The 25,435-nt window shown below is 67.6% G+C and carries 23 protein-coding genes and 1 pseudogene; 13 read left to right on the forward strand and 11 right to left on the reverse strand.

Annotation, left to right across the window (positions count from 1 at the left end; translation table 11 throughout):
- Window positions 1–46: 46 nt before the first annotated feature.
- Window positions 47–1,273 (reverse strand): oxygenase MpaB family protein, encoded by a 1,227-nt coding sequence (locus QR64_RS23835; protein ID WP_039587620.1) that lies wholly within the window; start codon window positions 1,271–1,273, stop codon window positions 47–49.
- A gap of 289 nt (window positions 1,274–1,562) precedes the next feature.
- Here QR64_RS23835 and QR64_RS23840 point away from each other — a divergent pair, with 289 nt between their 5' ends.
- Window positions 1,563–2,165, forward strand: coding sequence for a TetR/AcrR family transcriptional regulator (locus QR64_RS23840; protein ID WP_083543549.1), 603 nt, complete (start codon window positions 1,563–1,565; stop codon window positions 2,163–2,165).
- Here QR64_RS23840 and QR64_RS23845 read toward each other — a convergent pair.
- Both QR64_RS23845 and QR64_RS23850 read right to left on the reverse strand, forming a co-directional pair.
- On the reverse strand, window positions 2,147–2,641 hold the full coding sequence (locus QR64_RS23845) for an NUDIX domain-containing protein (protein ID WP_039587624.1): 495 nt from the start codon (window positions 2,639–2,641) through the stop codon (window positions 2,147–2,149). The two genes, QR64_RS23840 and QR64_RS23845, sit on opposite strands and share 19 nt — an antisense overlap.
- Window positions 2,641–3,282 (reverse strand): GyrI-like domain-containing protein, encoded by a 642-nt coding sequence (locus tag QR64_RS23850; RefSeq protein WP_039587626.1) that lies wholly within the window; start codon window positions 3,280–3,282, stop codon window positions 2,641–2,643. The genes QR64_RS23845 and QR64_RS23850 overlap by 1 nt, the downstream gene beginning before the upstream one ends.
- A gap of 102 nt (window positions 3,283–3,384) precedes the next feature.
- Between QR64_RS23850 and QR64_RS23855 the strand changes: the two genes are divergently transcribed.
- The gene (locus tag QR64_RS23855) at window positions 3,385–4,311 is read left to right on the forward strand and encodes a sigma-70 family RNA polymerase sigma factor (protein WP_024103063.1); all 927 of its coding nucleotides are present in this window, start codon (window positions 3,385–3,387) and stop codon (window positions 4,309–4,311) included.
- Window positions 4,312–4,314: 3 nt separating this feature from the next.
- Here the strand turns inward: QR64_RS23855 and QR64_RS23860 are convergent, their stop codons facing one another.
- Entirely contained in the window at window positions 4,315–4,899 is a 585-nt protein-coding gene (locus QR64_RS23860) for a carboxymuconolactone decarboxylase family protein (RefSeq protein ID WP_006551714.1), read from the reverse strand.
- A 112-nt stretch (window positions 4,900–5,011) separates the two neighbouring features.
- Between QR64_RS23860 and QR64_RS23865 the strand changes: the two genes are divergently transcribed.
- The 3 genes from QR64_RS23865 (at window position 5,012) to thpD (ending at window position 8,294) form a co-directional block, all read left to right on the forward strand.
- Window positions 5,012–6,205, forward strand: a complete 1,194-nt coding sequence (locus QR64_RS23865) for a pyridoxal phosphate-dependent aminotransferase (protein ID WP_037217059.1) — start codon at window positions 5,012–5,014, stop codon at window positions 6,203–6,205.
- Window positions 6,206–7,210, forward strand: coding sequence for an AraC family transcriptional regulator (locus tag QR64_RS23870; protein WP_006551717.1), 1,005 nt, complete (start codon window positions 6,206–6,208; stop codon window positions 7,208–7,210). It begins immediately after the preceding gene.
- A 193-nt stretch (window positions 7,211–7,403) separates the two neighbouring features.
- On the forward strand, window positions 7,404–8,294 hold the full coding sequence (gene thpD / locus QR64_RS23875) for an ectoine hydroxylase (protein WP_006551718.1): 891 nt from the start codon (window positions 7,404–7,406) through the stop codon (window positions 8,292–8,294).
- A 64-nt stretch (window positions 8,295–8,358) separates the two neighbouring features.
- Here thpD and QR64_RS23880 read toward each other — a convergent pair whose 3' ends face one another.
- From QR64_RS23880 to QR64_RS28960, 3 genes are all read right to left on the reverse strand, one after another.
- A complete protein-coding gene (locus tag QR64_RS23880; protein ID WP_039587627.1) occupies window positions 8,359–9,243 on the reverse strand; it encodes a glycosyltransferase family 2 protein in 885 nt (294 codons plus the stop codon).
- A gap of 81 nt (window positions 9,244–9,324) precedes the next feature.
- A complete protein-coding gene (locus tag QR64_RS23885) occupies window positions 9,325–10,422 on the reverse strand; it encodes a 3-deoxy-7-phosphoheptulonate synthase (RefSeq protein ID WP_039587629.1) in 1,098 nt (365 codons plus the stop codon).
- Window positions 10,423–10,655: 233 nt separating this feature from the next.
- The gene (locus QR64_RS28960) at window positions 10,656–10,868 is read right to left on the reverse strand and encodes a GPR1/FUN34/YaaH family transporter (RefSeq protein WP_081263361.1); all 213 of its coding nucleotides are present in this window, start codon (window positions 10,866–10,868) and stop codon (window positions 10,656–10,658) included.
- 99 nt (window positions 10,869–10,967) lie between these two features.
- Between QR64_RS28960 and QR64_RS23890 the strand changes: the two genes are divergently transcribed.
- Window positions 10,968–11,372, forward strand: a complete 405-nt coding sequence (locus tag QR64_RS23890) for an SRPBCC family protein (protein WP_024103059.1) — start codon at window positions 10,968–10,970, stop codon at window positions 11,370–11,372.
- A gap of 23 nt (window positions 11,373–11,395) precedes the next feature.
- A complete protein-coding gene (locus tag QR64_RS23895; RefSeq protein WP_006551722.1) occupies window positions 11,396–11,857 on the forward strand; it encodes a PPOX class F420-dependent oxidoreductase in 462 nt (153 codons plus the stop codon).
- On the opposite strand, the gene QR64_RS28500 is transcribed toward QR64_RS23895, so the two are convergent.
- Both QR64_RS28500 and QR64_RS23900 read right to left on the reverse strand, forming a co-directional pair.
- Window positions 11,799–11,978, reverse strand: a complete 180-nt coding sequence (locus QR64_RS28500; RefSeq protein ID WP_228044897.1) for an ANTAR domain-containing protein — start codon at window positions 11,976–11,978, stop codon at window positions 11,799–11,801. The genes QR64_RS23895 and QR64_RS28500 overlap by 59 nt on opposite strands.
- A 148-nt stretch (window positions 11,979–12,126) precedes the next feature.
- A complete protein-coding gene (locus tag QR64_RS23900; RefSeq protein ID WP_183079167.1) occupies window positions 12,127–13,311 on the reverse strand; it encodes an acyl-CoA dehydrogenase family protein in 1,185 nt (394 codons plus the stop codon).
- A gap of 125 nt (window positions 13,312–13,436) precedes the next feature.
- On the opposite strand from QR64_RS23900, the gene treS reads away from it, so the two are divergent.
- Both treS and QR64_RS23910 read left to right on the forward strand, forming a co-directional pair.
- Window positions 13,437–15,260 (forward strand): maltose alpha-D-glucosyltransferase, encoded by a 1,824-nt coding sequence (gene treS, locus QR64_RS23905; protein ID WP_033096804.1) that lies wholly within the window; start codon window positions 13,437–13,439, stop codon window positions 15,258–15,260.
- Window positions 15,261–15,316: 56 nt separating this feature from the next.
- On the forward strand, window positions 15,317–16,651 hold the full coding sequence (locus tag QR64_RS23910) for a maltokinase N-terminal cap-like domain-containing protein (RefSeq protein WP_228045099.1): 1,335 nt from the start codon (window positions 15,317–15,319) through the stop codon (window positions 16,649–16,651).
- A gap of 64 nt (window positions 16,652–16,715) precedes the next feature.
- Here QR64_RS23910 and QR64_RS23915 read toward each other — a convergent pair whose 3' ends face one another.
- The gene (locus QR64_RS23915) at window positions 16,716–19,145 is read right to left on the reverse strand and encodes an ATP-dependent Clp protease ATP-binding subunit (RefSeq protein ID WP_039587633.1); all 2,430 of its coding nucleotides are present in this window, start codon (window positions 19,143–19,145) and stop codon (window positions 16,716–16,718) included.
- Between the two features lie 150 nt (window positions 19,146–19,295).
- Between QR64_RS23915 and QR64_RS23920 the strand changes: the two genes are divergently transcribed.
- The 3 genes from QR64_RS23920 (at window position 19,296) to QR64_RS23930 (ending at window position 22,556) form a co-directional block, all read left to right on the forward strand.
- Window positions 19,296–19,760, forward strand: coding sequence for a MarR family winged helix-turn-helix transcriptional regulator (locus QR64_RS23920; RefSeq protein ID WP_006551726.1), 465 nt, complete (start codon window positions 19,296–19,298; stop codon window positions 19,758–19,760).
- Entirely contained in the window at window positions 19,757–20,179 is a 423-nt protein-coding gene (locus QR64_RS23925; RefSeq protein WP_006551727.1) for an organic hydroperoxide resistance protein, read from the forward strand. Before QR64_RS23920 ends, QR64_RS23925 begins: the two co-directional genes overlap by 4 nt.
- A 76-nt stretch (window positions 20,180–20,255) precedes the next feature.
- Complete coding sequence (locus QR64_RS23930) at window positions 20,256–22,556, forward strand: DEAD/DEAH box helicase (RefSeq protein WP_039587634.1); 2,301 nt, start codon at window positions 20,256–20,258, stop codon at window positions 22,554–22,556.
- 29 nt (window positions 22,557–22,585) lie between these two features.
- On the opposite strand, the gene QR64_RS23935 is transcribed toward QR64_RS23930, so the two are convergent.
- A complete protein-coding gene (locus QR64_RS23935; RefSeq protein WP_024103050.1) occupies window positions 22,586–23,473 on the reverse strand; it encodes an oxidoreductase in 888 nt (295 codons plus the stop codon).
- Between the two features lie 1,428 nt (window positions 23,474–24,901).
- On the opposite strand from QR64_RS23935, the pseudogene QR64_RS23945 reads away from it, so the two are divergent.
- Window positions 24,902–25,336: pseudogene (locus tag QR64_RS23945) on the forward strand (GntR family transcriptional regulator); the annotation flags it as partial.
- Window positions 25,337–25,435: the final 99 nt, after the last annotated feature.

Here is a 25,435-nt window from a genome sequence, read left to right on the forward strand (position 1 = left end):
CGAGGGGCCGGCACAGCGACTGTGCCGGCCCCTCGCCCCGAACGGGTCAGGGATAGTTGGGATTGTTGTATTCGGGGATCTCGATGCTGATCGGGCGCAGTTCCGACATGTACAGCAGGACGAACTGGCGCAGCAGTTCGTCGAACGTCCAGTAGGCATCCGGCGCCAGCGGAAGCGGCAGCAGGCCTTCGCGTACCGCGATGAACGGACCCCACGCGACGTCGAGCAGTGTGCCCCAGACCGGTTCGCGCGGAATATTGAGCCAGTTGGCGACCTCGTCGCCGAGAGCGAAGCGGGTGAGCGCACCGAGGATCGGGCGGGACAACAGCGAGAAGTCGAGACCCTTACCGAGATCGAGGAGCATATCGGCGAGCTTCACGCCCTCGGGTGTGGGCGCCAGGATCGGATCGAGCGCCTCCTGCGCCTGGGATTCGGCGTCGTCCCAGGTGGCCGGGATGTACTGGTCTTCGATGCCGAGCATGTGCGCACTGACCTGCCACGAGTGCAGGAATCCGTCGGCCTCCGCGGCCGGGATGGGAACCTTCCACTCCTTCAACGTGCGCATCACGCTGGTGGGCAGGCTGTGCCAGGTGACCATCATGTCGTGCTGGCTGATCGGCACGTCCTCCGGTGCCATGTTGGACCAGTGCGAGGACTGCGGAAGCAGATGACGCACGCCGGCATGGACGAGCCTGGTCTTCACGGCTGTGACGATCATTTCGCCGTCGCCCAGATACGCGTTGCGAGAACCGATGTCGTAGCCCAATTTTGCAGTCTTCGAGATGCGGCCCTTCATGTTCGCGCCGCCCTTGGAGTAGTAGACGGCCAGCGCCTCTTTCGGGATGACCGTGCTCATCATCCCGCTCACGAATCCGTACAGCACACCGAGGTACAACCCGCGCTTCTCGTTGAAGCGGACGGCCGTCTCGAGTTTCGCCGGATCGGCCCAGGGCGGAAGCTGCCGGGCGTGTTCCATGAAGTCGCGCAGGTCGTTCGGAAGTCCTTCGGGTAACGGCTGGGAGTTCTTCTTCCAGGTGCGCAGCAGCTCGTTGACCCTCGGTACGTCGCCCCGCTCGAGCAATGAAGCGACGAGCGGGTCGGCCTCGTTGTCCCATACCTGTCGCGGGTCGGCACCGCTCCCCGCACCCGGTATCGATCCTGACGGTGACCACTTCCAGGGCCGGGCCTGGGCCGGCGCTGCCACCGCGAACGCCCCCAAGGCACCCAGGAGGCCACCGGTTTTCAGAACGTCGCGCCTGCTCGGATTATCCATACTGCCGCTCCCCTACGACTCGCGGATGTAGCAATGAAACATTCAGCGTTTCTCTGTAGCATCGAACCACACTGTGGCTCGGGTCACAATGAATCGTGAAATATCACTGCTCGGCATGGTCCGCGCCGGGACCGGAACGGTAAACTCTGGACTTCGAGGAGGACATGTGGATTCTGCGTCGCCGATTTCCCGAGCGGTCTCACCCGCCTCCCTACCGCCCCCTGCCGAATCGGCGTCGTTGCTGGAACGTGCCTTTCAGGACGCACTTCTACTCCCGGACGAATCCGTCATGGGTACCGAGATCGACGAGACCCGCGTGCGCCTGCTCGATGCCGCTTACGAACAGTTCTGCCGAACCGGCATCCAGCGCTCCTCGATGGAGGAGATCGCCCGCCGCGCGAAACTGTCGCGAATCACCGTGTACCGTAAGTTCGAATCGAAGGATGCCCTCGTCGACGAGGTCATCATGCGCGAGTTCCGCCGCTACTTCCTGCGTTTCCTCGAGGACATCGCCCAGGCCGACACCGTGGCCGACAGGGTGGTCCTCGGATTCGTCAGCGCGCTGCGCGTCATCCGCACGAACAGGCTGATCGGCAATCTGCTCGAGACCGAACCGGTGCTGTTCGCCGGTGCGATCGGAGGCGACGACGGAACGATGCTCGCCGCTGTCCGCCGGTTCGTCGCGGGGCAGTTGCAGCGAGAGCAACGCGCGGGAACGGTCGCCGCCGATCTGAACACCGATCTGGTGGCGGAGATGATCGTCCGCATCTCGGCATCGTTCCTCACCACACCGAGTCAGGTCGTCGACATCGACGACGACGACGCCCTGGCGTCGATCGCGCGGCAGTTCCTCGTTCCGATGGTGCTGCCGGGCTACGGGTCGACGCGGTAGTACCGCCCTTCTTCGTCCAATCGCGCCCGCAGTGCTTCCAACACCGGCCGCTGCCCCTTGATCAGTTTCGTCTCGGCGTCCGCCGCGACGATCCAGCGCGCATCGTCGACCTCCGGGATCGTGATCCGCTTACCGGACTTCGGCGGCCATTCGACCTCGCACGTGTTGCTTTCGACGAATTCCAACTCGTCCGTCGTCTCCCCCGCGTAGATGCTGACGATCTTGCCGGACGACTGCCGGTAGCGACCGAGCAACGACAGCGGCACGTCCGGCGGTTCGATCCCGCACTCCTCGGTGAACTCGCGCAGGGCGACCTCCCGGGGATCCTCCTCCGGGCCGTACTCCCCCTTCGGCACCGACCAGGCCGCTTCGTCCTTCCCCTTCCAGAACGGCCCGCCGGGGTGGACGAGCCACACGCTGAGCAGACCGGTGTCGTCGACGCGGTAGAACATCAGACCTGCGCTGGTGACGGCCATCATCGCTCCTGTATGCCTGCGACAGGTTGACGCAGAATGGTTTTCAGCTTCTCGGGAGCCGCGCGGCGAGGGTCGGACAGGTAGATCTCGTGGTGGTCGCCGGCGAACGTCACCCCTCGTTCGGGCATCACCTGCGTGTGCAGGCGCAGCAGGACAGGGCCTTCGTCGTCGTACGGTCCGATGTGCAGGATCTGCAGCGCCCTGCCCTCCGTCAGCCGGAACGGCCGCACACGCGGCAGGGACGGGAGCGGCTTCTTCTTCGCTTGGGTCTTGTCACCCGCAGCCTCGATCGCGTCGTTCACCATGTCGTCGGTGATCCAGGGAGGCTGCGCGATGAGCATGCGCCACGACCAGGAGTCCTTGTCCCGTGTGAGGAAGGTGGTCATGTCCTCGCTCCACCACAGACCCTCGAGAGGTCCGACGACGAAATCCCGGCCGAGTTCCTTCTTGGAGGTGAACTTCAGGGTGTACGCCACCGAGTAGAGGGCCTCGACGGCGTCGGCGTACTCGTCGGAACCGTTCGGATCGCCCTTGCCGTCCACGGCGAGGTAACCGAACTCGGGGACACGCACCTCGGTGAAATCCTCGGTCGAGCAGGTGTACAGCTCGCGGTGCTCACGCTTGATGTCGTATTTGTCCACGGCGCCCCTTCCGTTCGAGGACGAGAATAGGCGTCCGACGGCATCCGTACGGGCGATCGACACCCCTTCGCCCCGGGGCCGATCGCGTCTAGCATCGTCCCCATGCTCGACGAGAGCACCCAGAAGACATTCGAGGAGAACCGCACCCACCTGCTGTCGGTGGCGTACCGACTCACCGGCAGCATCGCCGACGCCGAGGACGCCGTGCAGGACGCATGGCTGCGACTCGTGGGCGCGGATGTCTCCGAGGTGCGCGACCTGCGTGCCTGGCTGACGACAGTCGTAGGACGGTTGTGCCTCGACAGACTGCGCTCGGCCGCGGTGCGCCGCGAGACCTACGTGGGCCAGTGGCTGCCCGAACCCGTCGTGGCGCCCCTCGGCTCCCTCGCTCCCCCGGACCCGCTCGACGAGATCGTGCGCGACGAGGACAACCGCCTGGCCGCGCTCGTCGTCCTCGACAGCCTGACACCGGCACAGCGCGTGGCGTTCGTGCTCCACGACGCGTTCGACATCTCGTTCGACGACATCGCCCGCATCCTCGGCGTCGCCACCCCGACCGCCCGCCAGCTGGCCTCCCGCGCCCGCCGTACGGTCTCGGCCGTTCCACCGCCGAGTTCACCGGCCGAACACGAGGAGGCCGTCGGGCGGCTCGTCGCGGCCTTCGCGGGCGCCGACCTCGACGCCGTCGTCGCCGCGCTCCATCCCGACGCCCGCATGATCGGCGACGCCGGCGGCACGACCCGTACGGCGCTGAACGTCGTGGTCGGAGCCGAGAAGGTCGCGCGGTTCATCCTCGGACTGCTGCGGCTCTACGGAGCCGAGGCGTTGACGGCCTTCGAACCGGTCCTCGTCAACGGCGAGATGGGTCTGTTGAACCGCGGTCGCCCGGCCGAGGACGGTCGGCCGGGCTTTCCTCCGCGGGTGACGGCGTGGACCGTGCGGGACGGACGGATCTGGGCGGCCTACGACATCGCGAACCCCGAGAAGCTCGGACGCGGAGTGCTCCTGCCCGACAGCATCTTCGACTAGGCGTCATGCGTTCCCGGCTTCGTCGGCCCAGGGTACCCGGCAGGCGTCCGTGCTGAATCCCTGATCGTGGATGCCCAGCGCCGAGTTCATGCGCGCACGCATGTTCTCGAGCGCGATCTGATAGGTGAGTTCGACGACGCCCGCCGGCCCGAAACGACGCTCGAGGTCGGCGACCTGTTCGTCGGTGACCTCCTTCGCCACGTCGCCGGTCATCGCATCGGCATAGGCGATCGCGGCTTTCTCGTCGTCGCTGTAGAGATCGGAGGTCTCGTACTCGGCGATGTGGGCGAGTCGTTCGGTGTCGAGTCCGTCCAGTCGCTGCAGCATCGTCCCGAAGTCGATGCACCACGAGCATCCGACGGTCCACGCCACGCGGTAGACGGCGATCTCCCGGACCGCGGCGGGCAGGACGGTGGAGGCGCGTTGGGCGAGCATCTCGTGGACTCCGCTCGTACGCATCAACCGCGGATGGTGCGCGGCCACCGCGAAGGGTTCGGGGACCGAACCGAACCTGCGGCGGGCGAGCGCATACATCGCACGGGTCATCGGACCGGTGCGGTCGGGAGCGACGGCTTCGAGTCGTGCCATGACGGTGTCCTTCCGGTGCGACCGACGGATACTCCGCCGGTTCGAGGTGGCCTACATCATGGAGACGAGGCAGACCTCACGGATGTGACACCGCGGGCGCTACGCTGCAGGAATGGCTGATTCGACGACTTCGGGACGAGTTCGTACGGTCTCCCGGTTACGACCGTTCGCCTCGACGATCTTCGCCGAGATGACCGAACTCGCCGTCCGGCACGGCGCGATCAACCTCGGGCAGGGATTTCCCGACGTCGACGGCCCGCCCGCAATGCTCGAGATCGCCCGCCGCGCCATCACCGAGGGGGTCAACCAGTACCCGCCCGGGTCCGGCATGCCGGTCCTGCGCGAGGCGATCGCCGCCGACCGTGCCGCACGGTACGGCCTGCACCACGACCCCGAATCCGAGGTGCTCGTCACCGTCGGTGCCACCGAGGCGATCAGCGCCGCCATCCTCGGGCTCGTCGAACCCGGAGAGGAGGTGCTCCTCACGGAGCCGTACTACGACTCGTATGCGGCCTCGGTGGCGCTCGCCGGCGCGACGCGACGGACCGTGCCGCTGACCCGTTCCGGGAACGGTTTCGTGCTCGACGTCGACGCCCTGCGCGCCGCCGTCACCGACCGGACACGGATGCTGGTCGTCAACAGCCCGCACAATCCCACCGGCACCGTCTACGACCGTGAAGCGCTGACCGCCCTGGCCGAGCTCGCCTGCGAACGCGAACTGCTGGTGCTGTCCGACGAGGTGTACGAGCATCTGGTCTTCGACGGCCGCACGCACATCCCGCTCGCATCGTTGCCCGGCATGGCCGAACGGACGATCACGGTCTCGAGTGCCGCCAAGACCTTCAACGTCACCGGATGGAAGATCGGGTGGGCGATGGGCCCGCGCGAGCTGATCGACGGGGTGCGCGCCGCGAAACAGTTCATGACGTTCGTCGGTGGGGCGCCCTTCCAACCGGCGGTCGCACATGCGTTGACGCACGAACAGGAATGGATCGCGTCGATGCGCGCCGACCTCGAGCGCAAGCGAACGTTCCTGTCCCACGCACTCTCCGAGGCCGGCCTGAAAGTGTTCGACTCCGCCGGAACGTATTTCGTGTGCGCCGATCTGACACCCCTCGGCCGGACCGACGCGGTGGCCTTCTGCCGGGAACTTCCGGGCCGCATCGGGGTGGCCGCGGTACCGGTGAGCGTCTTCGTGGACGACACCGCGTCATGGAACCATCTGGTGCGCTTCGCGTTCTGCAAACGGGACGAGGTGCTCACCGAAGCGGTGGCACGTCTGAACGGATTGCAGGAGGCGCGCTAGATGTTGCGACCGACCATCCCGTCGGACTTCGTGTCGCGAGCGGTACAGGTGGGAGCCGAGGAGGGCATCGATCTGCAACCGGCCCTCGAGGCAGCACGCATCAGCCGCGCGGTGCTCACCCATCCCCATGCCCGGCTCACGCCCGCCCAGGTCAGTCGTTTCACGCAGGTGGTCTGGCAGATCACCGACGACGAACTCTTCGGCATCGCAGCGGCTCCCGTGCCCCGCGGCACCTTCCGGGTTATGTGCCTGACCCTCATCCACCGACCCGATCTCGACCACGCTCTGCAACGGATGATCGAGGTGAACCATGTCATCCGGTCCCTGCCGCAGTTGAGCCTGACCCCGGGTGCGTCCACCACCTTCCTGGACGTGGAACTGCCGGAGGTCGTGGACGACAAGACCCGCGTGGTGGTGGATTTCCTTCTCATGCTGCTGCACCGCTTCGCCGCGTGGCTGGTGGGTGGGCGTGTCCCCCTCGGGTCGGTGTTCCTGCCGTACACCGAACCCGATCCCGTCCTGGCCCGCAGTTACGACGCGATCTTCGGCGTGCCGGTGACCTTCGGTGCGGGGCGGGCCGCGCTCGAGATCGACAATGCTGCACTGAAGTCGCCACTCGTGCAGACCGAGGAATCACTCGAGGAGTACCTGCGGGATTCTCCGAATCTCATTCTCTCCGAACGTGAATACGAGTCGACGGTGTCGTCCCAGGTGCGGCGGATCTTCGAATCGGGCATCGACGGCCGGACGGCGACCGCCGAGGACATCGCCGGCAGGCTCGCGGTGAGCCCTCCCCATCTGCGACGCCTGCTCCGCCAGGAGGGCACGTCGCTGGGGCAGTTGCGCGAGGAGGTCCTCCGCGACCTCGCGATCGCGGGCCTGAGACGCGGTGAAGCGGTCGACGATCTGTCGTCCCGGCTCGGTTTCTCCGAGCCGAGCGCCTTCCGCCGTGCGTTCAAGAGGTGGACCGGAAACACCCCTCGCGCATACCGAGAGCACCGCTGACGCGCATCGGCTGCCGACCGTCGCGACGCCGCCGGATACCCGGCCGGTTCCGGAACGAAACTCGATTCGACCAGGAGTTATGGGCGAGGAGTCGGTACGCGGACATGTCGGGGCCCGGCTTGCATTCCTGCATTTTCAGTGGGAACGTCGAAAGCGAACCGTCATCGACTTTCGAGAGGGTGATCTACGAGCTATGCGCACGACCGTTCGCGACGACTATCCGACCCGCGGTCGCACCGCCTGCGAGTCCGTCGAGAGGAAGGATCCCGTCGTCTGGGGTTCGGCTGCCGGCGGGCCGCTCGACGCCGAGGCCGTGATCGAGTACGACCGCCGCGGGTTCCACACCGCCGAAGGACTTCTCGCCGCCCACGACGTCGGGAACCTTCTGGAGGAGACCTCACGACTCGGCCGGGAACTCGGCGACGACGACCGTGTGGTCCGCGAAAAGGGCAGCGGCGACGTCCGCTCGGTCTTCGACGTGCACCGGCTCAGCGATCTTGTGGACTCGATCGTCCGCAGGCCCGAAATCGCCGGAATCGCACGGCAACTGCTGGGATCCGAGGTGTACGTCCACCAGTCGCGGCTCAACGTCAAGCCCGGCTTCCGCGGTGGACCGTTCTACTGGCATTCGGACTTCGAGACGTGGCACGCAGAGGACGGCATGCCCAAGCCGCGTGCTCTGAGCATCTCGATCGCCCTCACCGAGAATTACGGCTACAACGGCGGTCTGATGATCATGCCGGGTTCGCACAAGACGTATGTTTCGTGTGCCGGTGAGACGCCCGACGACTACTACCGGGAGTCGCTGGTCACCCACGTTCCGCCGACAGGTTCGCCCGACGAGGACACCCTCACCCGTTTGGCCGCCGAGCACGGTATCGCGACCTTCACCGGCCCGGCGGGGTCGGCGACGGTCTTCGATTCGAACTGCATGCACGGTTCCAACGGGAACATCACTCCGTTCCCGCGCTCGAATCTGTTCGTCGTGTTCAACAGCGTCGAGAACACGCTCGTCGAGCCGTTCGCCGCCTCGAGGCCGCGTCCTCCCTATCTCGGCAGCCGCGATTTCACGCCGCTGAGGTGACCTGAGGTGAGAAGATCCCACGATGATGGCCGGGACGGTCCTGCGGCGTCCCGGCCACCCGTCGTCAGGGGGACGGCGTGCGGCCCTTCGTGTCGATCGGCATCGCACGTCCGCCGGAGCCGAAGATCGCTCGCCGGAGGGTGAATCTGCCCAGGTCGGGGTCGTAGGGCCGGTATGCCGCATACACGAGAACGTGGAGACGTGACTGTAGACGGATGAGCCTGAGGATCTCCGGCGTCAGGCGGCCGTGCAGTTCGAAGGTGTCGATTCCCGACTGGATATAGGCCGCGTACTCACGGGGCGGGGTGTAGGCCCGACGCGGCGACAGATCGGCGTACAGATCGGTCAGCTGGGCGATCTCGATGTCCACCTCACGCAGACACAGTGCCAGATCCAGATCCTCGTGGATTCTCGGGTCCGTACTGACGACCTCCCGGACACGCTCCCACGCCGAGCGTCGCAGTGCCATGTTCGCGCCGTGCAGATTGTCGATCCGCCGTTCCCCGCCGAATGTTCCTTGCGCGACCCGTTTGTCGATGTACCACTGTTTGAGCCTGCGGTAGGGGGAATCGTAGGAGTTGCTGAGTCCGCTGATCGCTCCCACCTCGGCGGTGTCGTCGCGGGCGAAAAAACTGCGGACGGTGTGCGCCCAATCGGGACGAACCCGCGTGTCCGCATCGATCCGTCCGATGAGATCTCCTGTGGCCGCGTCGTATCCGGCATTGCGCGCGAATGCGACACCCGGTCTTGGCTCGACGATCCGTCGCACGAGGGGCTCGCCGGCGGCGATGGCTTCGATGATCTGCGCAGTGCGATCGGTCGAATTGTTGTCAACGACCAGGATTTCGTGGATCTCCGACTTCTGGGCGAGCAGCGCCGCAAGGCATTTCGCGATGTAACGCTCCTCGTTGTGGGCCGGCACGACGATCGACAACCTGTTCGTAGTCATGGAAACGACGCTACCGAACCGACGAGGGCCGGCGGTTCGTCATCGCTGACGACTCCGCCGACCCTTCGCGCCGCAGACGGTTCAGCCGCGACGGGTGCGCACGGCCTGCGCGAGGCGGTCGAGCTGCGCGGCGGTGGTGTCCCAGTCGATGCACGCGTCGGTGATCGACTTGCCGTAGTCGAGCTTGTCGGCCTCGCCGAGGGTCAGGTCCTGACGTCCCGCCTCGATGAAGCTCTCGAGCATCAGTCCGACTATGCCCTTCTCGCCGGCCTCGATGCGCTCGGCGACATCGGTGACGACGTCGACCTGCTTGTTGTGGTCCTTGCGGCTGTTGCCGTGGCTTGCGTCGATGACGACACGCTCGGGCAGACCGGCCTTGCGCAGGCGGGCCATCGTGTCGGCCACGGTCTCGGCGTCGTAGTTCGGCCCCGCGCTGCCACCGCGCAGGATGACGTGGCAGTCCGGGTTGCCTACGGTCTCGATCAGCGCGGCCTGACCGTCGAGGTCGGTGCCGGGGAAGACGTGGCTGGCCGCTGCGGCACGGGTGCCGTCGACCGCGACCTGCACGTCACCTTCGGTGGAGTTCTTGATGCCGACGGGCATGGACAGCGCGCTGCACAGCTGGCGGTGAACCTGACTCGCGGCGGTGCGGGCGCCGATGGCTCCGTAGGTGACCAGGTCGGCGTAGTACTGCGGAAGGATCGGGTCGAGGAACTCGCAGCCGACGGGCAGGCCGAGACCGGAGACGTCGAGCAGCAGCTTACGGCCGATGCTCAGACCGGTGTTGATATCGAAGGTGCCGTCGAGGTGCGGGTCGTTGAGCAGGCCCTTCCACCCGAGCGTGGTGCGCGGCTTCTCGAAGTACACACGCATCACGACGTGCAGGTCGTCGCGCAGCTCCTCGGCCTTGGCGGCCAGACGGCGCGCGTAGTCCATCGCAGCGGCGGGGTCGTGCACGGAGCAGGGGCCGACCACGACGACGAGACGGTCGTCGGTGCCGTTCAGGATGTCGACGGTGCCGGCGCGGCCCGAACGGACGGTCGCTGCGACGACGGCGTCGGGTGCGTACTCGGCACGGATCTCGGAGGGTGCGACGAGAGGGCTGACCTTGACGGTGCGCTGTTCGTCGAGATTCGACGTGGAGATTCCGGTGGTCGCGGTTCCGGTGCTGGGGCTCATCGATGGTTCCTGTTCTCGGTGGTTCGGATTCCGACCCGAGAGAACCTGAGATTCCGACGAGCCGGTCTGGATCCGGCTCGTAGGTGAAGAAGTCAGCGCGCGGTCACGCCGACCGACCCACCCCGGGCCGGCCTGCTAAACCAGAAATATGCACGCTGCATAGCCCCGGACTGTACCAGGAAGGCCGATGCGCCTGTCAAATCGCCCCCGCACGGGAACGAAGAGGTGCCCCGTCAGCGTGGGCCCGTGGGCAGGACGACACGCCCGAAGGTCGTGCTCAGCACCCCTGCAGCGGAGGTGTACCAGGCGCCGGCGGCAGCGGCGAGCCCGAAATAACCCCCGACCCTCGTCGGACCGGTCTGCTCCAGTAGCGCTCCGAGGGCGAGGAAGACGAAGACGAAGACGGCGAGGAGTACCGAGAAGGTGACGAAGGGGGCCGCGCCGATCCGGGTACCGGCTGAACGCCGTCGCTCCGAAGACGTTGCGCTTCAGGAACTCCCACATTCCGGCGGCGATCGACCTCCCGAACTTCTAATGTGGCGAGCATGAGCACGCACGTCGTCCGCAGCCGCCATGTCGCTCGGGTCGTCCGATGCCCACCGCGCCGGGTCTACGAATTCGCCGCGGATCCCGACAACCTGCCGAAGTGGGCGGCCGGTCTGGCACAAAGCGAGGTGCGGCGGATCGGCGACGCCCTCGTCGCGGACTCCCCGATGGGCGAGGTCACCGTGCGGTTCGTCGGCGCCAACGATTACGGGGTGCTCGACCACGAGGTGACACTGCCGTCGGGTACGACGGTGCACAACCCGATGCGGGTACTCCCCCATCCGGACGGTGCCGAAGTCGTCCTCACCGTCCGGCAGATCGAACTGACCGACGACGAGTTCGACCGCGACACGCGCATGGTGGAAGAGGACCTCGCGCGACTCGCGGCGCTCCTCGAGTCGTGACCCTTCGGAACAGGAGAACGTGAATGGCCCGCAAGATCGCCACCAACACCGCAGTCGGCCTGCAGGAACTGCTGGACTTCGTCCGGCCCCGGCACCGAATGATCCTCATGACGCAACGCGACGACGGCACACCGCAGGCATCCCCCGTCACCGGCGGCGTCGACGACCGCGGACGCATCGTGATCGCGACCTATCCCCGGCGCGCCAAGACCCGCAACGCCCGCAGCCGGCCCGAGGTCGGTGTCGTCGTGCTGTCCGACGACTGGAACGACGCGTGGGTGCAGGTCGACGGAACCGCGGAGGTGATCGATGCCCACGACGACGTCGAACCGCTCGTCGAGTACTTCCGCAACATCGCCGGGGAACATTCGGACTGGGACGAGTACCGGCAGGCCATGCGCGATCAGCGCAAGTCGCTGATCCGGATCACCCCGACCCGCTGGAGCCCGGTGGCCACGGGAGGCTTCCCACCCGAACTGGCATAGATACCTCACCGCCCGCGTCGACCACGTGCCCCGCGATCCGTCGCAGGGGCACGTTGCGTTCCTCGGACAACTTCCGGAGCAGGACGAACGCATCGTCGGCACCCACCGCGAAGCGTTCCATGAGATCACCCTTCGGACCGCGCGCCGCTCGACCGCTCCCTGTTGCCGACCTCCCCCGATGCCACGCCACATACTTGCATCGACCTCCCGGCGTGCCGAAGAACCCTAGCGCGAAGAGCAGGTCGCATTGGTCACGAGCGGCCGGCGGTCTACCGCCACGGCACGCGTTCCGGGTCGCGCAGCATCCGCCGTGCCGTGGACATCCGGTGCACCTCGTCGGGGCCGTCGTAGATACGGGCGTAGCGCGCCCGCCGGTACATCCCCTCGAGCGGCGTGTCGGCGGTGAGACCGAGCGCCCCGTACACCTGGATCGCACGGTCGACGACATCGTGCAGCATCTGCGCGCCGCGGAACTTGATGAGCCCGATCCGGACCCGGGCGTCCTCCCCCGCATCCATCACCCGCGCGGCGTCCAGCGTCATCAGACGGGCGGCCTGGATGTCGGCGGCGGATTCGGCGATGTAGCGCTGGATCTCACCCTTCTCGGCGAGCAGCGATCCGTGGGCGAAGCGGGAGTTGGCGCGCGCACACATGAGTTCGAAGGCCCGTTGGGCCTGCCCGAGCCACCGCATGCAGTGGAAGATCCGTCCCGGCCCGAGCCGGTCCTGCGCGACGACGAAGCCGTTGCCGCGTTCACCGAGCACGTTCTCCTCGGGAACGCGCGCACCGTCGTACCGCACCTCGTAGTGATCGCTCGGGTCGTGCCCCATCGTGGGGATCGCCCGCACGATCTCGAGTCCGGGGGTGTCGATGGGCACGATGATCGCGCTGATGCTGCGGTGCAGCGGAGTCGACTCGGGTTCGGTCCGGGCGAAGACCGTGCAGTAGCCGGCCTGCGCGGCGCCGGTGGTGAACCACTTGTGCCCGTCGATCACCCATTCGCCGTTCTCGAGCCGGGCGGTGGTCTGCACGAGCACGGGGTCGGATCCCGCCACCTCCGGCTCGGTCATGCCGACAGAGGGCAGGATGTCGCCGGAGACGAGCCCTGGGATCCAGCGCTCGCGTTGTTCGGCGGTGCCGTGCCGCTGGATCATCAGGGCGTCCTGCATGGACACCGATCCCACCGCGAGCTGACCGTACTCGGAGCGGCCGATGATCTCGTTGAGGTAGACGAAGTCGAGGAAGGGAACCCCGCCCCCTCCCATCTCCTCGGGATGCCCCAGAGCCCACAGCCCGAGTTCCTTCGCCCTGGCCTTCAGCCCGACGAGCGCCTCGGCGGCCTTGTCGTCGTGACGGCTCAGGACGGGTTCGAGAGGAATCACCTCGTCGTCGATGAACGAACGCATGCGGGTGCACAGCTCGGCCACCCGCCCTTCGGGCCGGTTCGCAGTCATGCCCGCCAATCTATCGGCGCACACGTGCACTCACATAGCGTTCCGTCCTGTCCGGGTGTGGAAATCCGTCCGCCGGGGCATTCTGGGGCGAGTCCATCCTGCGACGCGACGAGCACGGAGGTGCCATGCCGGATCCGTCCGACCGAGTACCCGAATACGAACACACCGAAGACGGTCATCTCGTCGAGAGCCGGGCGGAGGACTTCGCCCATGCGCGCAGCCTGCCCGTCGACCCGGACTGGTTCAAGACCGCGGTGTTCTACGAGGTTCTCGCCCGCGCTTTCAACGACTCGAACAACGACGGCACCGGCGACCTGCGGGGGCTGACCGAGAAACTCGACTACATCGCGTGGCTCGGCGCCGACTGCATCTGGCTGCCGCCCTTCTACGATTCACCGCTCCGCGACGGCGGCTACGACATCCGCGACTTCCGGGCGGTGTTACCGGAATTCGGCACGGTCGAGGACTTCGTCACCTTCCTCGACGAGGCGCACAAACGCGGTATCCGCGTCATCACCGACCTCGTCATGAACCACACGTCCGACACGCACGCGTGGTTCCAGGAATCCCGGAGCGACCCCGACGGGCCGTACGGCGACTTCTACGTGTGGTCGGATGTCGACGACCGATACCAGGAAGCCCGCATCATCTTCGTCGACACCGAGACGTCCAACTGGACGTGGGATCCGGTGCGCAAGCAGTACTACTGGCACCGGTTCTTCTCGCACCAGCCCGACCTGAACTACGACAACCCCGAAGTACAGGACGCGATGCTCGACGTCCTGCGGTTCTGGCTCGATCTCGGCATCGACGGGTTCCGCCTCGACGCGGTCCCCTATCTCTTCGAACGGGAAGGGACCAACTGCGAGAACCTCCCCGAGACGCACGCCTTCCTCAAGAAGTGCCGTGCGGTGATGGATGCCGAATATCCCGGCCGGGTGATGCTGGCAGAGGCGAACCAGTGGCCCACCGACGTCGTCGAGTACTTCGGCGAGCCCGAGATCGGCGACGAGTGCCACATGGCTTTCCACTTCCCGCTGATGCCGCGCATCTTCATGGCGGTGCGGCGACAGAACCGTTTCCCGATCTCGGAGATCCTCGCCCAGACCCCGCCGATCCCGAAGACCGCCCAGTGGGGCATCTTCCTCCGCAACCACGACGAGCTGACCCTCGAGATGGTGACGGACGAGGAACGCGACTACATGTACGCCGAGTACGTCACCGACCCGCGGATGCGCGCGAACATCGGCATCCGCCGTCGTCTGGCGCCGTTGCTGGAGAACGACCGCAACCAGCTCGAGCTCTTCACCGCTCTGTTGCTGAGCCTGCCGGGCTCCCCCGTCCTGTACTACGGCGACGAGATCGGCATGGGCGACAACATCTGGCTCGGCGACCGCGACGCGGTGCGGACCCCGATGCAGTGGACCCCCGACCGCAACGCGGGCTTCTCCCGCGCCGATCCGGGCCGGTTGTACCTGCCGGTGATCATGGATCCCACCTACGGGTACCAGGCGGTGAACGTCGAATCGCAGATGAACTCGACGAACTCGCTGTTGCACTGGACGCGGCGGATGATCCAGGTCCGCAAGCAGCATCCGGCCTTCGGTGAGGCCTCGTTCACCGAACTCGGCAGCGCGAATCCCGCGATCCTGTCCTATCTGCGCGAGATGTCGCCCGGCCCGGAACGCAACTACAGCGACGTCATCCTGTGCGTGAACAACCTGTCGCGCTATCCGCAGGCGGTCGTCCTCGATCTGTCGCGCTTCGCCGGGTGGATCCCGGTGGAGCTGACCGGGTCCGTCCCGTTCCCGACGATCACGGAGGAGGGTTACATGATCACCCTGCCCGGTCACGGATTCTTCTGGTTCGCGCTGCAACCCGATCCGTCCAAGGAGGGACCGGGCGAACACCCGGTGAGCAGCGAAGCGGAAGCGGCGGTGCAGCCGTGACGACCAACAACGAGCTCTACCCGGACGAACGGCTCGTCGAGGATCTGCGCGAATGGATGCCGCACCAGCGATGGTTCGCGGCCAAGGGCCACACCATCACCGGGATCGGTGTCGTCCTGCGTCATCCGCTCGTGGAGGAGTCCGGTTTCGGGGCCGACCATCTGATCGTGAAGGTCTCGTTCGACTCGACCGCGGACCAGATCTATCAAGTGCCCCTCGGTTTCCGTTCCCATCTCCCCGAGGAACTGCAGTCGTGGAGCGTGGTCGGCCCCGACGACTCCCACGACCACGGCCTGCACGTCTACGACGGCCTCCGCGATCAGGAGATCCTCGACCGGTATTCGCGCAATCTGGCGAGCGGCACCCCCGCCGGCCCGGTGGATCTCCACACCGTGCCGGGTGCGGTCATCGAACCGGGCCTGCGTGGGCGTGCGCTGAGCGCGGAGCAGTCCAACACCTCCGTGGTCCTCGGAGAGAAGTTGCTGCTCAAGATGTTTCGTCGGCTCACGCTCGGCATCAATCCGGACGTCGAACTGCCGCTCGCGCTCGGCGAGGACGGATGTCGGTCGATCGCCCCGATCCGGGCATGGATCGAAGCGGAGGTCGACGGGGTCCGCACCACGCTGGCGATGGTGCAGGACTTCGCGGCGAACTCGGCCGACGGCTGGTCGATGGCACTCGGCAGTGTCCGGGACCTGCTCCTGGAAGGAGACCTGCGCGCCGACGAGGTGGGCACCGACTTCGCCGGGGAATCCCATCGCATCGGTGCGGCCGTCGCGGATGTGCACGCCCATCTCGGCTCCGCGCTCGGCACCGACGAGCGCGCCGCCGCCGAACTGGCCGAGGGCATGATCCGCCGGCTCGAGGGTGCGGCGGCCGAGGTCCCCGAGCTCGCCGAACTCACCGACGCGGTCCGGGCCCGGTTCGATGAGGTTGCGGCGCTGGGTCAGGTTCCGGTGCACCGCATCCACGGCGACCTGCATCTCGGGCAGGTGCTGCGTACCCCCGAGCGCTGGTTGCTCATCGACTTCGAGGGCGAACCCGCGAAGTCGCTCGAGGAGCGCCGCAAGCCCGACAGTCCGTTCCGGGACGTGGCGGGAATGCTGCGGTCGTTCGACTACGCCGCGCATCATTCGATCCGTGAATCCGAACAAGGCACGGCGGTGGAGTCGCAGCGGGAGTTCCGGGCCCGGGAGTGGGCCGAACGCAACTGTGCCGCCTTCTGCGACGGCTACGCAGCTGCCTCGGGCACGGATCCACGGGGCTCCGACGTCCTGCTGCGTGGTTACGAGCTCGACAAGGCGGTCTACGAGGTGGTCTACGAGGCTCGGCACCGTCCCTCGTGGCTTCATCTGCCGCTCGAGGCGATCCGTCGTCTCACCGCCCGCTGACCACCCCCCGAACGCGGGAAGGGGAGAGATGCCGTGGCATCTCTCCCCTTCCTCGTCGTGCGGGTCAGCTCACCTGGAGCAGCAGTTCGTCTTCCACGACGTCCGCCGTGACCCGGTTGCCCTCGGCGAGCGCGTCGTCGAGCAGCATGTCGGCGATGCGGTCGTCGACCACCCGGGAGATCGAGCGGCGCAACGGACGGGCACCGAACTCGGGCTGGTGACCGTTGCGGGCGATCCACGCCACCGCGTCGGCGGTGAACTCGAGGTCGATCCCCCTGCTCTGCAGCCGCTTCCGGCTGTCGTCGAGCAGCAGCTCGGTGATCCGGTGCAGCTGGTCGTCGTCGAGCTTGCGGAACATCACGATCTCGTCGATGCGGTTGAGGAACTCCGGCCGCATCGATTCGCGCAGCCGTCCCATGACCCGGTCACGCAGCGGCTTCTCGGCCGCCTCGGCGTCACCGGTGGTGAAGCCGAGCGCGCCTCCGCGGCTCGAGATGATGTCCGAACCGAGGTTGCTGGTCATGATGACGACGGTATTGGTGAAGTCCACCGTGCGTCCCTCACCGTCGGTGAGGCGACCGTCGTCGAGGACCTGCAGCAGTGTGTTGAACACGTCCGGGTGCGCCTTCTCGATCTCGTCGAGCAGCACCACCGAGTAGGGGTGGCGACGCACCTGTTCGGTGAGCTGTCCGGCCTCGCCGTAACCGACGTAACCGGGAGGGGCGCCGACGAGACGGCTCACGGTGTGGCGTTCGCCGAACTCGCTCATATCGATGCGCAGCATGGTGCGCTCGTCACCGAAGAGCACCTCGGCGAGGGCCTTCGCGAGCTCGGTCTTGCCGACGCCGGTGGGACCGAGGAACAGGAAGCTGCCCACCGGACGACGCGGGTCGCTCATGCCGGAGCGGCTGCGCCGCACGGCACGTGCCACGGCGTGGACGGCTTCGTCCTGTCCGACGACGCGCTTGTGCAGCTCGTCCTCGAGAGTGCGCAGCCTCTCCTTCTCGGCGCGGGTCATCCGCGATGCGGGGACTCCGGTGGCCCGCGAGACGATCTCGGCGATCAGCTCCGGGTCGACGGTCGGAGTTCCCTCTCCGTTGCCCTCGCTGTCGCCACCGTCGATCCGAGCCTGGACGCGAAGGATCTCGTCGCGGATGCGCGAGGCATCCTCGTACTGTTCGGCCTCGACGGCGCGATCCTTCTCCGCTTCGAGTTCGTCCAGCCTCGAACGCAGTTCGGTCACGTCGGTGCGCGGCACCCGCAGGCGCAGTCGTGCACCGGCCTGGTCGACGAGGTCGATCGCCTTGTCCGGCAGGTGCCGGTCGGGCAGGTACCGCATCGACAGGTCGACGGCCGCTTCGAGCGCTTCGTCGGTGTACCGGACCTTGTGGAACTCGGCGTACCGATCGGCGAGACCCTTCAGGATCGCGACGGCGTCGTCGCGTGCTGGCTCGTCGACCGTGACGGGCTGGAAACGGCGTTCGAGCGCCGGATCCTTCTCGATGTGCTTGCGGTACTCGTCGAGGGTGGTCGCACCGACGACATGCAGTTCACCGCGGGCGAGCTTCGGCTTGAGGATGTTCGCCGCGTCCATCGCGCCCTCGTTGCCGGCGCCTGCGCCGACGACGGTGTGGATCTCGTCGATGAAGACGATGATCTTGCCCTGCTGGGCGGTGATCTCGTCGAGCGCTGTGGTGAGACGTTCCTCGAAGTCGCCCCGGTATCGGGTTCCGGCGACCATCGCCGTCAGGTCGAGCTGGACGATCCGCTTGTCCTGCAGGATGTCCGGGACGTCCCCGTCGACGATGCGCTGGGCGAGTCCTTCGACGATGGCGGTCTTGCCGACGCCGGCCTCACCGACGAGCACCGGGTTGTTCTTGGTGCGTCGCGCGAGGATCTCGATCGTCTGCTCGATCTCGTCGGTACGGCCGATGACGGGGTCGATGCCGCCGCCGCGCGCCCGCTCGGTGAGGTCGACGCCGAATTTGTCGAGCGTCGGCGTCGGGGTCTCCTCCGCGGCGGGAGCTGCGGGGGTGGGCTGCAGTGCGGTCTGCAACGCCTGCGGGGTCACGCCCAGGGACGCCAGCAGGCGTCCGGGAGCGCGGGTCTGGTCGGCCGCGAGCGTGAAGAACAGGTGCTCGGGGTCGATGTAGGTGGAGCCGAGCGCACGCGAGAGCTGGTGCGCTTCGAGGAGTGCGGTCTTCACGGCACCGGTCAGTGCGGGTGCGGAGACGGCCTCACCGGGGCGGCTCTGCGGCAGCCGCTGGTCGACGGCGGCAGCGACGTCGGCGGGGTCGGCTCCGGCGCGCGTCATGACCGTGCGGGACGGATCCTGCTCCGCCATCGCGCGGAGGAGGTGCAGCACGTCGAGTTCCGCGTCACCACGGTCGGTGGCGTAGCGCGCTGCGTGGGCGAGGAGGTCCTGGGTACCGCGGCTCATGAAACGAGTGATGTCGATTCGGCCGGGGTCACCAGGCCCGAAGAATGCCGGCATTCCGAAGCCTTTCTGTCGAACTTGAGCCATTCTCACTCAACTAACGTGCCCAGAGCGCTCTCAATTCCCACATGGAAGTGATCCGGAACACGTATCGAGTTGTGGCCATTAATGTTGTGTACAACAAAACGGGGCGCTACATTCATTCCCGTGCCGTCTCCACTCGAACTCGACCAGCAGGTGTGCTTCGCGCTCTACCGCGCCTCCCGCACCATCACGGCCGCATATCGGCCACATCTCGATCGGCTGGGCATCACCTACCCGCAGTACCTGGTGCTCCTGGCGCTGTGGGAACGCGATGCGCGAGGCGTGCAGGATCTGTGCGACTCGCTCGATCTCGACACAGGCACACTCTCCCCCCTGCTCAAACGGCTCGAGGCCGCCGGATACGTCGAACGACGCCGGCAGCAGACCGACGAACGTCGTGTCGTCGTCCACCTCACCGAAGCGGGAGATGCACTCCGGACAGAGGCCACGGACATCCCCGGCTGCGTGACGCGGGACAGCCGGTTCGACGTCGACGAACTGGTCGCGCTGCGCGAGACGCTCCACCGCCTGACCGCCGCGTTGCAGGAAGCACCCGGCGCACTCTCGAAGAAAGGCAGGACATCGTGAACATCATCTACACCGCCGAAGCACTCGCCACCGGAGCAGGCCGCGACGGCCACGCCCGCACCAGCGACGGCAAGCTCGACCTCGACCTGTCCATCCCCACCGAGATGGGCGGCAGCGGCAAGGGCACCAACCCCGAACAACTCTTCGCCGCCGGGTACGCCGCGTGCTTCCACTCGGCACTGCAGATGATCGCCCGACAGGAGAAGGCGGACGTCAGCGACTCCGCGGTCGGCGCCCGCGTCGGCATCGGCCCGACCGACGGCGGCGGATTCGGTCTCGCCGTCACCCTCGAGGTGACTCTTCCGAACCTCCCCCGCGAGCAGGCGCTCGAGCTCACCGAGAAGGCCCATCAGGTGTGCCCGTACTCCAACGCGACCCGCGGCAACATCGACGTCACCCTCGAGGTGACGGAGGACTGAGTCACCCTCGAAGGTGACGGAGGACTGAGTCACCCTGCGCTGCGCACATGTCCGCGCCGACCCGTAGCGTGGACACGTGCGCACGCAGGACCGGTCGCAGCTCGCGCTGTTCGCGACCGAACTCGATTTCCCCCTCGACGACTTCCAGGTCGAGGCCTGCCGAGCCCTCGAGGACGACCGCGACGTCCTGGTGTGCGCCCCCACCGGGGCGGGCAAGACCGTCGTCGGTGAATTCGCCGCCCGTCTCGCGCTCGCAGCGGGCGGACGCTGCTTCTACACCACCCCCATCAAGGCGCTGAGCAACCAGAAGTACCTCGACCTGTCGCGTCGCTTCGGCGACGACCGCGTCGGTCTGCTCACCGGCGACATCTCGCTGGACCCGCACGCGCCCGTGGTCGTCATGACCACCGAAGTGCTGCGCAGCATGCTGCACGGCGGCTCCCCGCTCCTGCACGGACTCACCCACGTCGTCATGGACGAGGTGCACTATCTCGCCGACCGCGAGCGCGGTGCGGTGTGGGAGGAAGCGATCCTCTCCCTTCCCGGTGACGTGCGGCTGACCAGCCTGTCGGCCACGGTGAGCAACGCCGAGGAGTTCGGCGGCTGGCTGCGCGGCGTCCGTGGCGACCTCGCGGTCGTCGTCGAGGAGACCCGGCCCGTCCCGCTCACCCAGCACATGCTCGCCGGCGGGCGGCTGTTCGACCTGTTGTCCCCGTCCGGCACCGTCGACGAGACCCTCGAGCGGTACATCGCCCACCGCCAGCTCGTCGAGGCCGCGCCCGGCCCCGCGACCGGCCGTGGACGACGACGGCGACGTGCGCGCGGAGCACCCGGACCGGCCGGTGCCGACCTGCCCGAGGTCGTCGCCCGGCTCGAGGCCGAACAACTGTTGCCGGCCATCTGGTTCCGGTTCAGCCGCAACGGGTGCGACGGCGCCGTCGCCGAATGCCTCGAATCGTCGGTTCGGCTCACCGAGGCGGCCGACGTCGCCGAGATCCGCGCGGTCGCCGACCGGCACACCGCAGCGCTGCCGCCCGCAGATCTCGACGCCGTCGGTCACGCCGAGTGGCTCGAAGGACTCGAACGCGGTTTCGCCGCGCACCACGCCGGTCTGATCCCGGCCTTCCGTCACACCGTCGAGGAGTTGTTCGCCCGCGGTCTCGTGCGGGTCGTGTTCGCCACTGAGACCCTCGCCGTGGGGGTGAACATGCCGGCGCGCACCGTCGTCCTCGAACGCCTCGTCAAACCCACCGCCGACGGACCGGTGCGCCTCTCCCCCGGCGAGTACACCCAGCTCACCGGTCGCGCCGGTCGGCGCGGCATCGATGTCGAAGGCCACGCCGTCGTGCTGTGGAGTCCCGAGGCCGCCCCCGCGACCGTCGCCGGCCTCGCCGGCGCACGCTCGTACCCGCTCCACAGTTCGCTGCGCGTCGGCTACAACACCGCGGTCAACCTGGTCGCCGGTCGCGGCATCCCCGGCTCCCGCGAGTTCCTGCGACGCTCGTTCGCCCAGTTCCAGGCCGAACGATCCGTCGCGGCGCTCACCGACGCCGTCCGCGCGAACACGACGGCGCTGCGTGATCTCGACACCGAACTCGGGGACGCCGAGGGCTTCACCGAGTACCGGCACTTGTGCGACCGGCTCGCCGAGGCACGACGCTCCGGTTCGGCCGAGCTGGTAACGTCGCTGGCACGGGCGGTGCGGTCGCATCCTGCGCATCGACGCGGCGATAGGGAGCGCCTCCTCGCCCTCTCTGCGCGACGCGCCGCGGTGCACGGCGACACCGAACGGATGCGGTCGCAGATCGACACGGTCACCGGACGCCTCGTCGAGACCTTCGATCGCACACTGGATCTGCTCGAGGAGCGGGGTTATCTGCTCCGCGACCCGATGGGCGGGTCGGCCTACGTCACCGACGACGGTCGTCGTCTGGGCCGGATCTACTGCGCGAACGACCTTCTCGTCGCCGAATGCGTGCGGACGGGCGCGTGGTCGGGGCTGACACCGGCCGAGCTCGCCGCCGTCGCCTCGAGCGCTCTGGGCGAGACCCGGCGCCGCACCGTCGGAGTCCCGGGACGCACCACCCCGGCGATCGACGAGGCGCTGCGCGCCACCTCACGGCTGTGGAGCGAACTCGCCGGACGCGAAGAGCGTCTCGGCCTGGAAGTGGGGCCGGATCCGGATCCGATCGCCGTCGCCGCGATCCACCGCTGGGCACGCGGGGACGGACTCGCCGCCGCCCTGCGCACCGCATCGGATGCGGGGCTCTCGGCAGGCGATCTGGTCCGGCGTTATCTGCGCACCCTCGACCTCGTGGATCAGACCGGACTGTGCCGACGCGACGATCTGCCGCCGGTCTCGTTCACCCTGACCTGAGAACTGCAGGATCTACGATATCGAAAGATCTAGGGCATCGAGTACTCGACGGAGCACACCCGCTCCGACAGTTCCCACAACCTCCGCGCCAGGATCTCGTCGCGTGACCGCGAGGTGGACTGCACCCGCTTCGGCCGGCCGCGCATCTCGAAGAAGGAATCCGGCCCGTAGTAGCCACCCGGCTCCGCATTCGGTGAGGTCGCCGCGTAGAGCGTCGGGAGCGCACCCTGCTGCGGGGACTGCCCGATGATCGGGGTGACGAGTTCGACGATCTTCCCGTGCCAGGACTCGCTGCGGTACTGCAGATTCGTCGACGAATAACCCGGATGCGCGGCAAGCGAACTCACGCTCGATCCGGCTGCGGTCAGGCGTCGCTGCAGTTCGTACGCGAACAACAGGTTCGCGAGCTTCGACTGCCCGTAGGCGAGCCACCGCTCGTAGCGGCGACGTTCCCAATCGATGTCGTCGAGATCGATGCTGCCGATGCGGTGCATCGTGCTGCTGACCGTCACCACCCGGTCGGTGATGCGGTCGAGCAGCAACCCGGTGAGCGCGAAGTGGCCGAAGTGATTGGTACCGATCTGCATCTCGAAACCGTCGGCCGTCCGCCGCAGCGGTACCGCCATGACGCCGGCGTTGTTGACCAGGACGTCGATACGCTCGTGCTCGGCACGCACCTCGTCGGCGAACGCACGGATCGACGAGAGATCCGCCAGGTCCAGACGGCGCACGGTGGCGCGGTCGCCGAGATCGGCCGCGACCGACTCACCCTTGGCGACATCGCGGCACGCGAGCACCACCTCGGCACCGGCGTGCGCCAGCGCCCGGGCGGTCTCTGCACCGAGTCCGCTGTTGGCCCCCGTCACGATCATCGTGCGTCCCGACAGATCCGGAATATCGTTCGTGGTCCACCCCATGCCCGCCACCCTACGGACGCGCGCCGCGTGGCGACACTCCCGTTTCCGGCGTCGACGGTCCCGATGGATCGCATCCTCGCCGTGGGGCGCACCTGCTCGTAGACTTCCCCGGAACTCACGACCGCAGGCGCGCGGGGGCGCATGCACGACAGGGAGGTTCCATCGATGGGGCACCACCCCGGACGTCCGGACCGCGAACTCGCCGCAGCGTTGCGGAACGGGGAGCCGGACGCCACGGCAGCGGTCTTCGACCGTTTCGCCCCCGGCCTGTACGCGTACGCGTGCGGCTTCGTCGCCGTGTCATCGGCCTCGGACGTGGTGTACGACGCGGTCTGGACGGCGACCGCGCGGATCCGGTCGCTGCGCGACGAGAGTCTCCTGCGGGCCTGGCTCTACGCCGTGGTCCGTGCCGAATGCATCCGCGTGCTCGAGCGCACCGGCTCCGCCCTCGAATATCTCCCCGCGGCCGACCCCGCCTATCAGGCCGCTTCCGACGTGCTCGACGTCCGTGAGGCGGTCCACCTGCTCGACGGCACCGCGCGTGAGGTCGTCGACCTCACGGTCCGGCATCACTTCTCGTCCCACGAGATCGAGGCGTTGCTCGGTTCCGCCGGCGACGGACGTGTCCTCGCCCATGCGCAGGACTTCGTCGACCGTGCGGTGCCCCGCGTGCCGAATGCGCTCGGAACGTTCTCGCTTCTCCCCTTCACCCCTCTGCCCGCGCACCTGCGTGGACGGCTGCTCACGGTGCAGCCCTCGGAGGCGGAACTGCTCGATCTCGGGCGCCGGCTCGAACCGCTGGACCGGGAGGGCTTCCCCCGTCGCGATCGTCGGGCGAAGCGCACCGTTCCCGTCATCGCGGCGTCGGTGGCGGTGTTCGCGGTGCTGGGCGTCGGTGCGTTGTTCGTGTTCCCGCAGGCCGAGCCCGTCGAGCGGCAGGTCCTGCGTCCTGCGGCCGAGCCGACGCTCGACATCGGGTCGCCGGTGGCGACGAGCACGACCGCAGCGACGACCGAGACCACGCCCACCGAGCCCGCGGAGACGACGACGGGGGAACCCGAGTTCGAGGCACCGGTGGTGACCCCCACCTCGGCAGCGACCGCCGAGCCCGCTGCGGAATCCACCGCCGCTTCCGCCACCACGGCGACGTCGACCGCCGGTGGCTTCACCAGGCGCGGCGGGCCNGCCGGACGAGGACCGCCCGCGCCGGGACACCGAGGAGAGCGACACGCCGAACACCGGGACGCCTCGCCCCACCACGGGGACGCCCACCACGCCGCGGCCGATGCCGACGCTGCCGACCTTCCCTCCGCGCGGCGGCGCATGAGGGCGCATCCCCGTCACACGGCGGAGACGAGGACGTAACACGACGGGACTACCTTCGCGGAGTCGAGCACTCGCATTCCGGGGACGAAGGAGGACCCGGTCGTGGCACCACGCCGTAGATCCGCGTTGCTGGACGAGCTCCGCGTCGACGTACCGGGCCGCCCGCAGGACGTGATCCTCGAGGAGCTGCGCCGCGCCTTACTCTCCGGAGCCGCACCCCCGGGCACACCGATCCCCGTCGGGGAGGTCACGGAGCTGTTCGGGGTGAGTCGCATCCCGGTCCGGGAAGCACTCGAGACCCTCATCGGCGAAGGTCTCGTGACCCACCGGCAGAACCACGGATACATCGTCGCCCAGCTGACGATCGCGGAGCTGCGCGAGATGTACCTCGTCCGTGAGACTCTCGAATCGGCGTCGCTCGCCGCGGCCGTGCGCAACGCCACCGAGGAGGACGACCGGCGCGTCGAAGAGTCGCACCGTCTTCTCGAATGCGCTGTGCAGGAAGGCGACTCGCGTGGCTATCACCGCGAGAGCCGGGTAACTCTCCGGCAATATCGCTCCATTGCGGTCTGCACATCGGAATTCACCACCGCCGTTGATGTTCCGTCGATCGATTCGACTCCGCCCACCGGGCTC

The organism is Rhodococcus sp. Chr-9, assembly GCF_000801125.1.
Lineage (GTDB): Bacteria > Actinomycetota > Actinomycetes > Mycobacteriales > Mycobacteriaceae > Rhodococcus > Rhodococcus pyridinivorans.

What these genes read in the sequence shown, in the direction of transcription:
- QR64_RS23835 (WP_039587620.1), bottom strand. Translation starts at nt 1,273, where the DNA reads ATGGATAATCCGAGCAGGCGCGACGTTCTGAAAACCGGTGGCCTCCTG.
- QR64_RS23840 (WP_083543549.1), top strand. Translation starts at nt 1,563, where the DNA reads ATGGGTACCGAGATCGACGAGACCCGCGTGCGCCTGCTCGATGCCGCT.
- QR64_RS23845 (WP_039587624.1), bottom strand. Translation starts at nt 2,641, where the DNA reads ATGGCCGTCACCAGCGCAGGTCTGATGTTCTACCGCGTCGACGACACC.
- QR64_RS23855 (WP_024103063.1), top strand. Translation starts at nt 3,385, where the DNA reads ATGCTCGACGAGAGCACCCAGAAGACATTCGAGGAGAACCGCACCCAC.
- QR64_RS23860 (WP_006551714.1), bottom strand. Translation starts at nt 4,899, where the DNA reads ATGGCACGACTCGAAGCCGTCGCTCCCGACCGCACCGGTCCGATGACC.
- QR64_RS23865 (WP_037217059.1), top strand. Translation starts at nt 5,012, where the DNA reads ATGGCTGATTCGACGACTTCGGGACGAGTTCGTACGGTCTCCCGGTTA.
- QR64_RS23870 (WP_006551717.1), top strand. Translation starts at nt 6,206, where the DNA reads ATGTTGCGACCGACCATCCCGTCGGACTTCGTGTCGCGAGCGGTACAG.
- thpD (WP_006551718.1), top strand. Translation starts at nt 7,404, where the DNA reads ATGCGCACGACCGTTCGCGACGACTATCCGACCCGCGGTCGCACCGCC.
- QR64_RS23880 (WP_039587627.1), bottom strand. Translation starts at nt 9,243, where the DNA reads ATGACTACGAACAGGTTGTCGATCGTCGTGCCGGCCCACAACGAGGAG.
- QR64_RS23885 (WP_039587629.1), bottom strand. Translation starts at nt 10,422, where the DNA reads ATGAGCCCCAGCACCGGAACCGCGACCACCGGAATCTCCACGTCGAAT.
- QR64_RS23890 (WP_024103059.1), top strand. Translation starts at nt 10,968, where the DNA reads ATGAGCACGCACGTCGTCCGCAGCCGCCATGTCGCTCGGGTCGTCCGA.
- QR64_RS23895 (WP_006551722.1), top strand. Translation starts at nt 11,396, where the DNA reads ATGGCCCGCAAGATCGCCACCAACACCGCAGTCGGCCTGCAGGAACTG.
- QR64_RS28500 (WP_228044897.1), bottom strand. Translation starts at nt 11,978, where the DNA reads ATGGAACGCTTCGCGGTGGGTGCCGACGATGCGTTCGTCCTGCTCCGG.
- QR64_RS23900 (WP_183079167.1), bottom strand. Translation starts at nt 13,311, where the DNA reads ATGACTGCGAACCGGCCCGAAGGGCGGGTGGCCGAGCTGTGCACCCGC.
- treS (WP_033096804.1), top strand. Translation starts at nt 13,437, where the DNA reads ATGCCGGATCCGTCCGACCGAGTACCCGAATACGAACACACCGAAGAC.
- QR64_RS23910 (WP_228045099.1), top strand. Translation starts at nt 15,317, where the DNA reads ATGCCGCACCAGCGATGGTTCGCGGCCAAGGGCCACACCATCACCGGG.
- QR64_RS23915 (WP_039587633.1), bottom strand. Translation starts at nt 19,145, where the DNA reads ATGCCGGCATTCTTCGGGCCTGGTGACCCCGGCCGAATCGACATCACT.
- QR64_RS23935 (WP_024103050.1), bottom strand. Translation starts at nt 23,473, where the DNA reads ATGGGGTGGACCACGAACGATATTCCGGATCTGTCGGGACGCACGATG.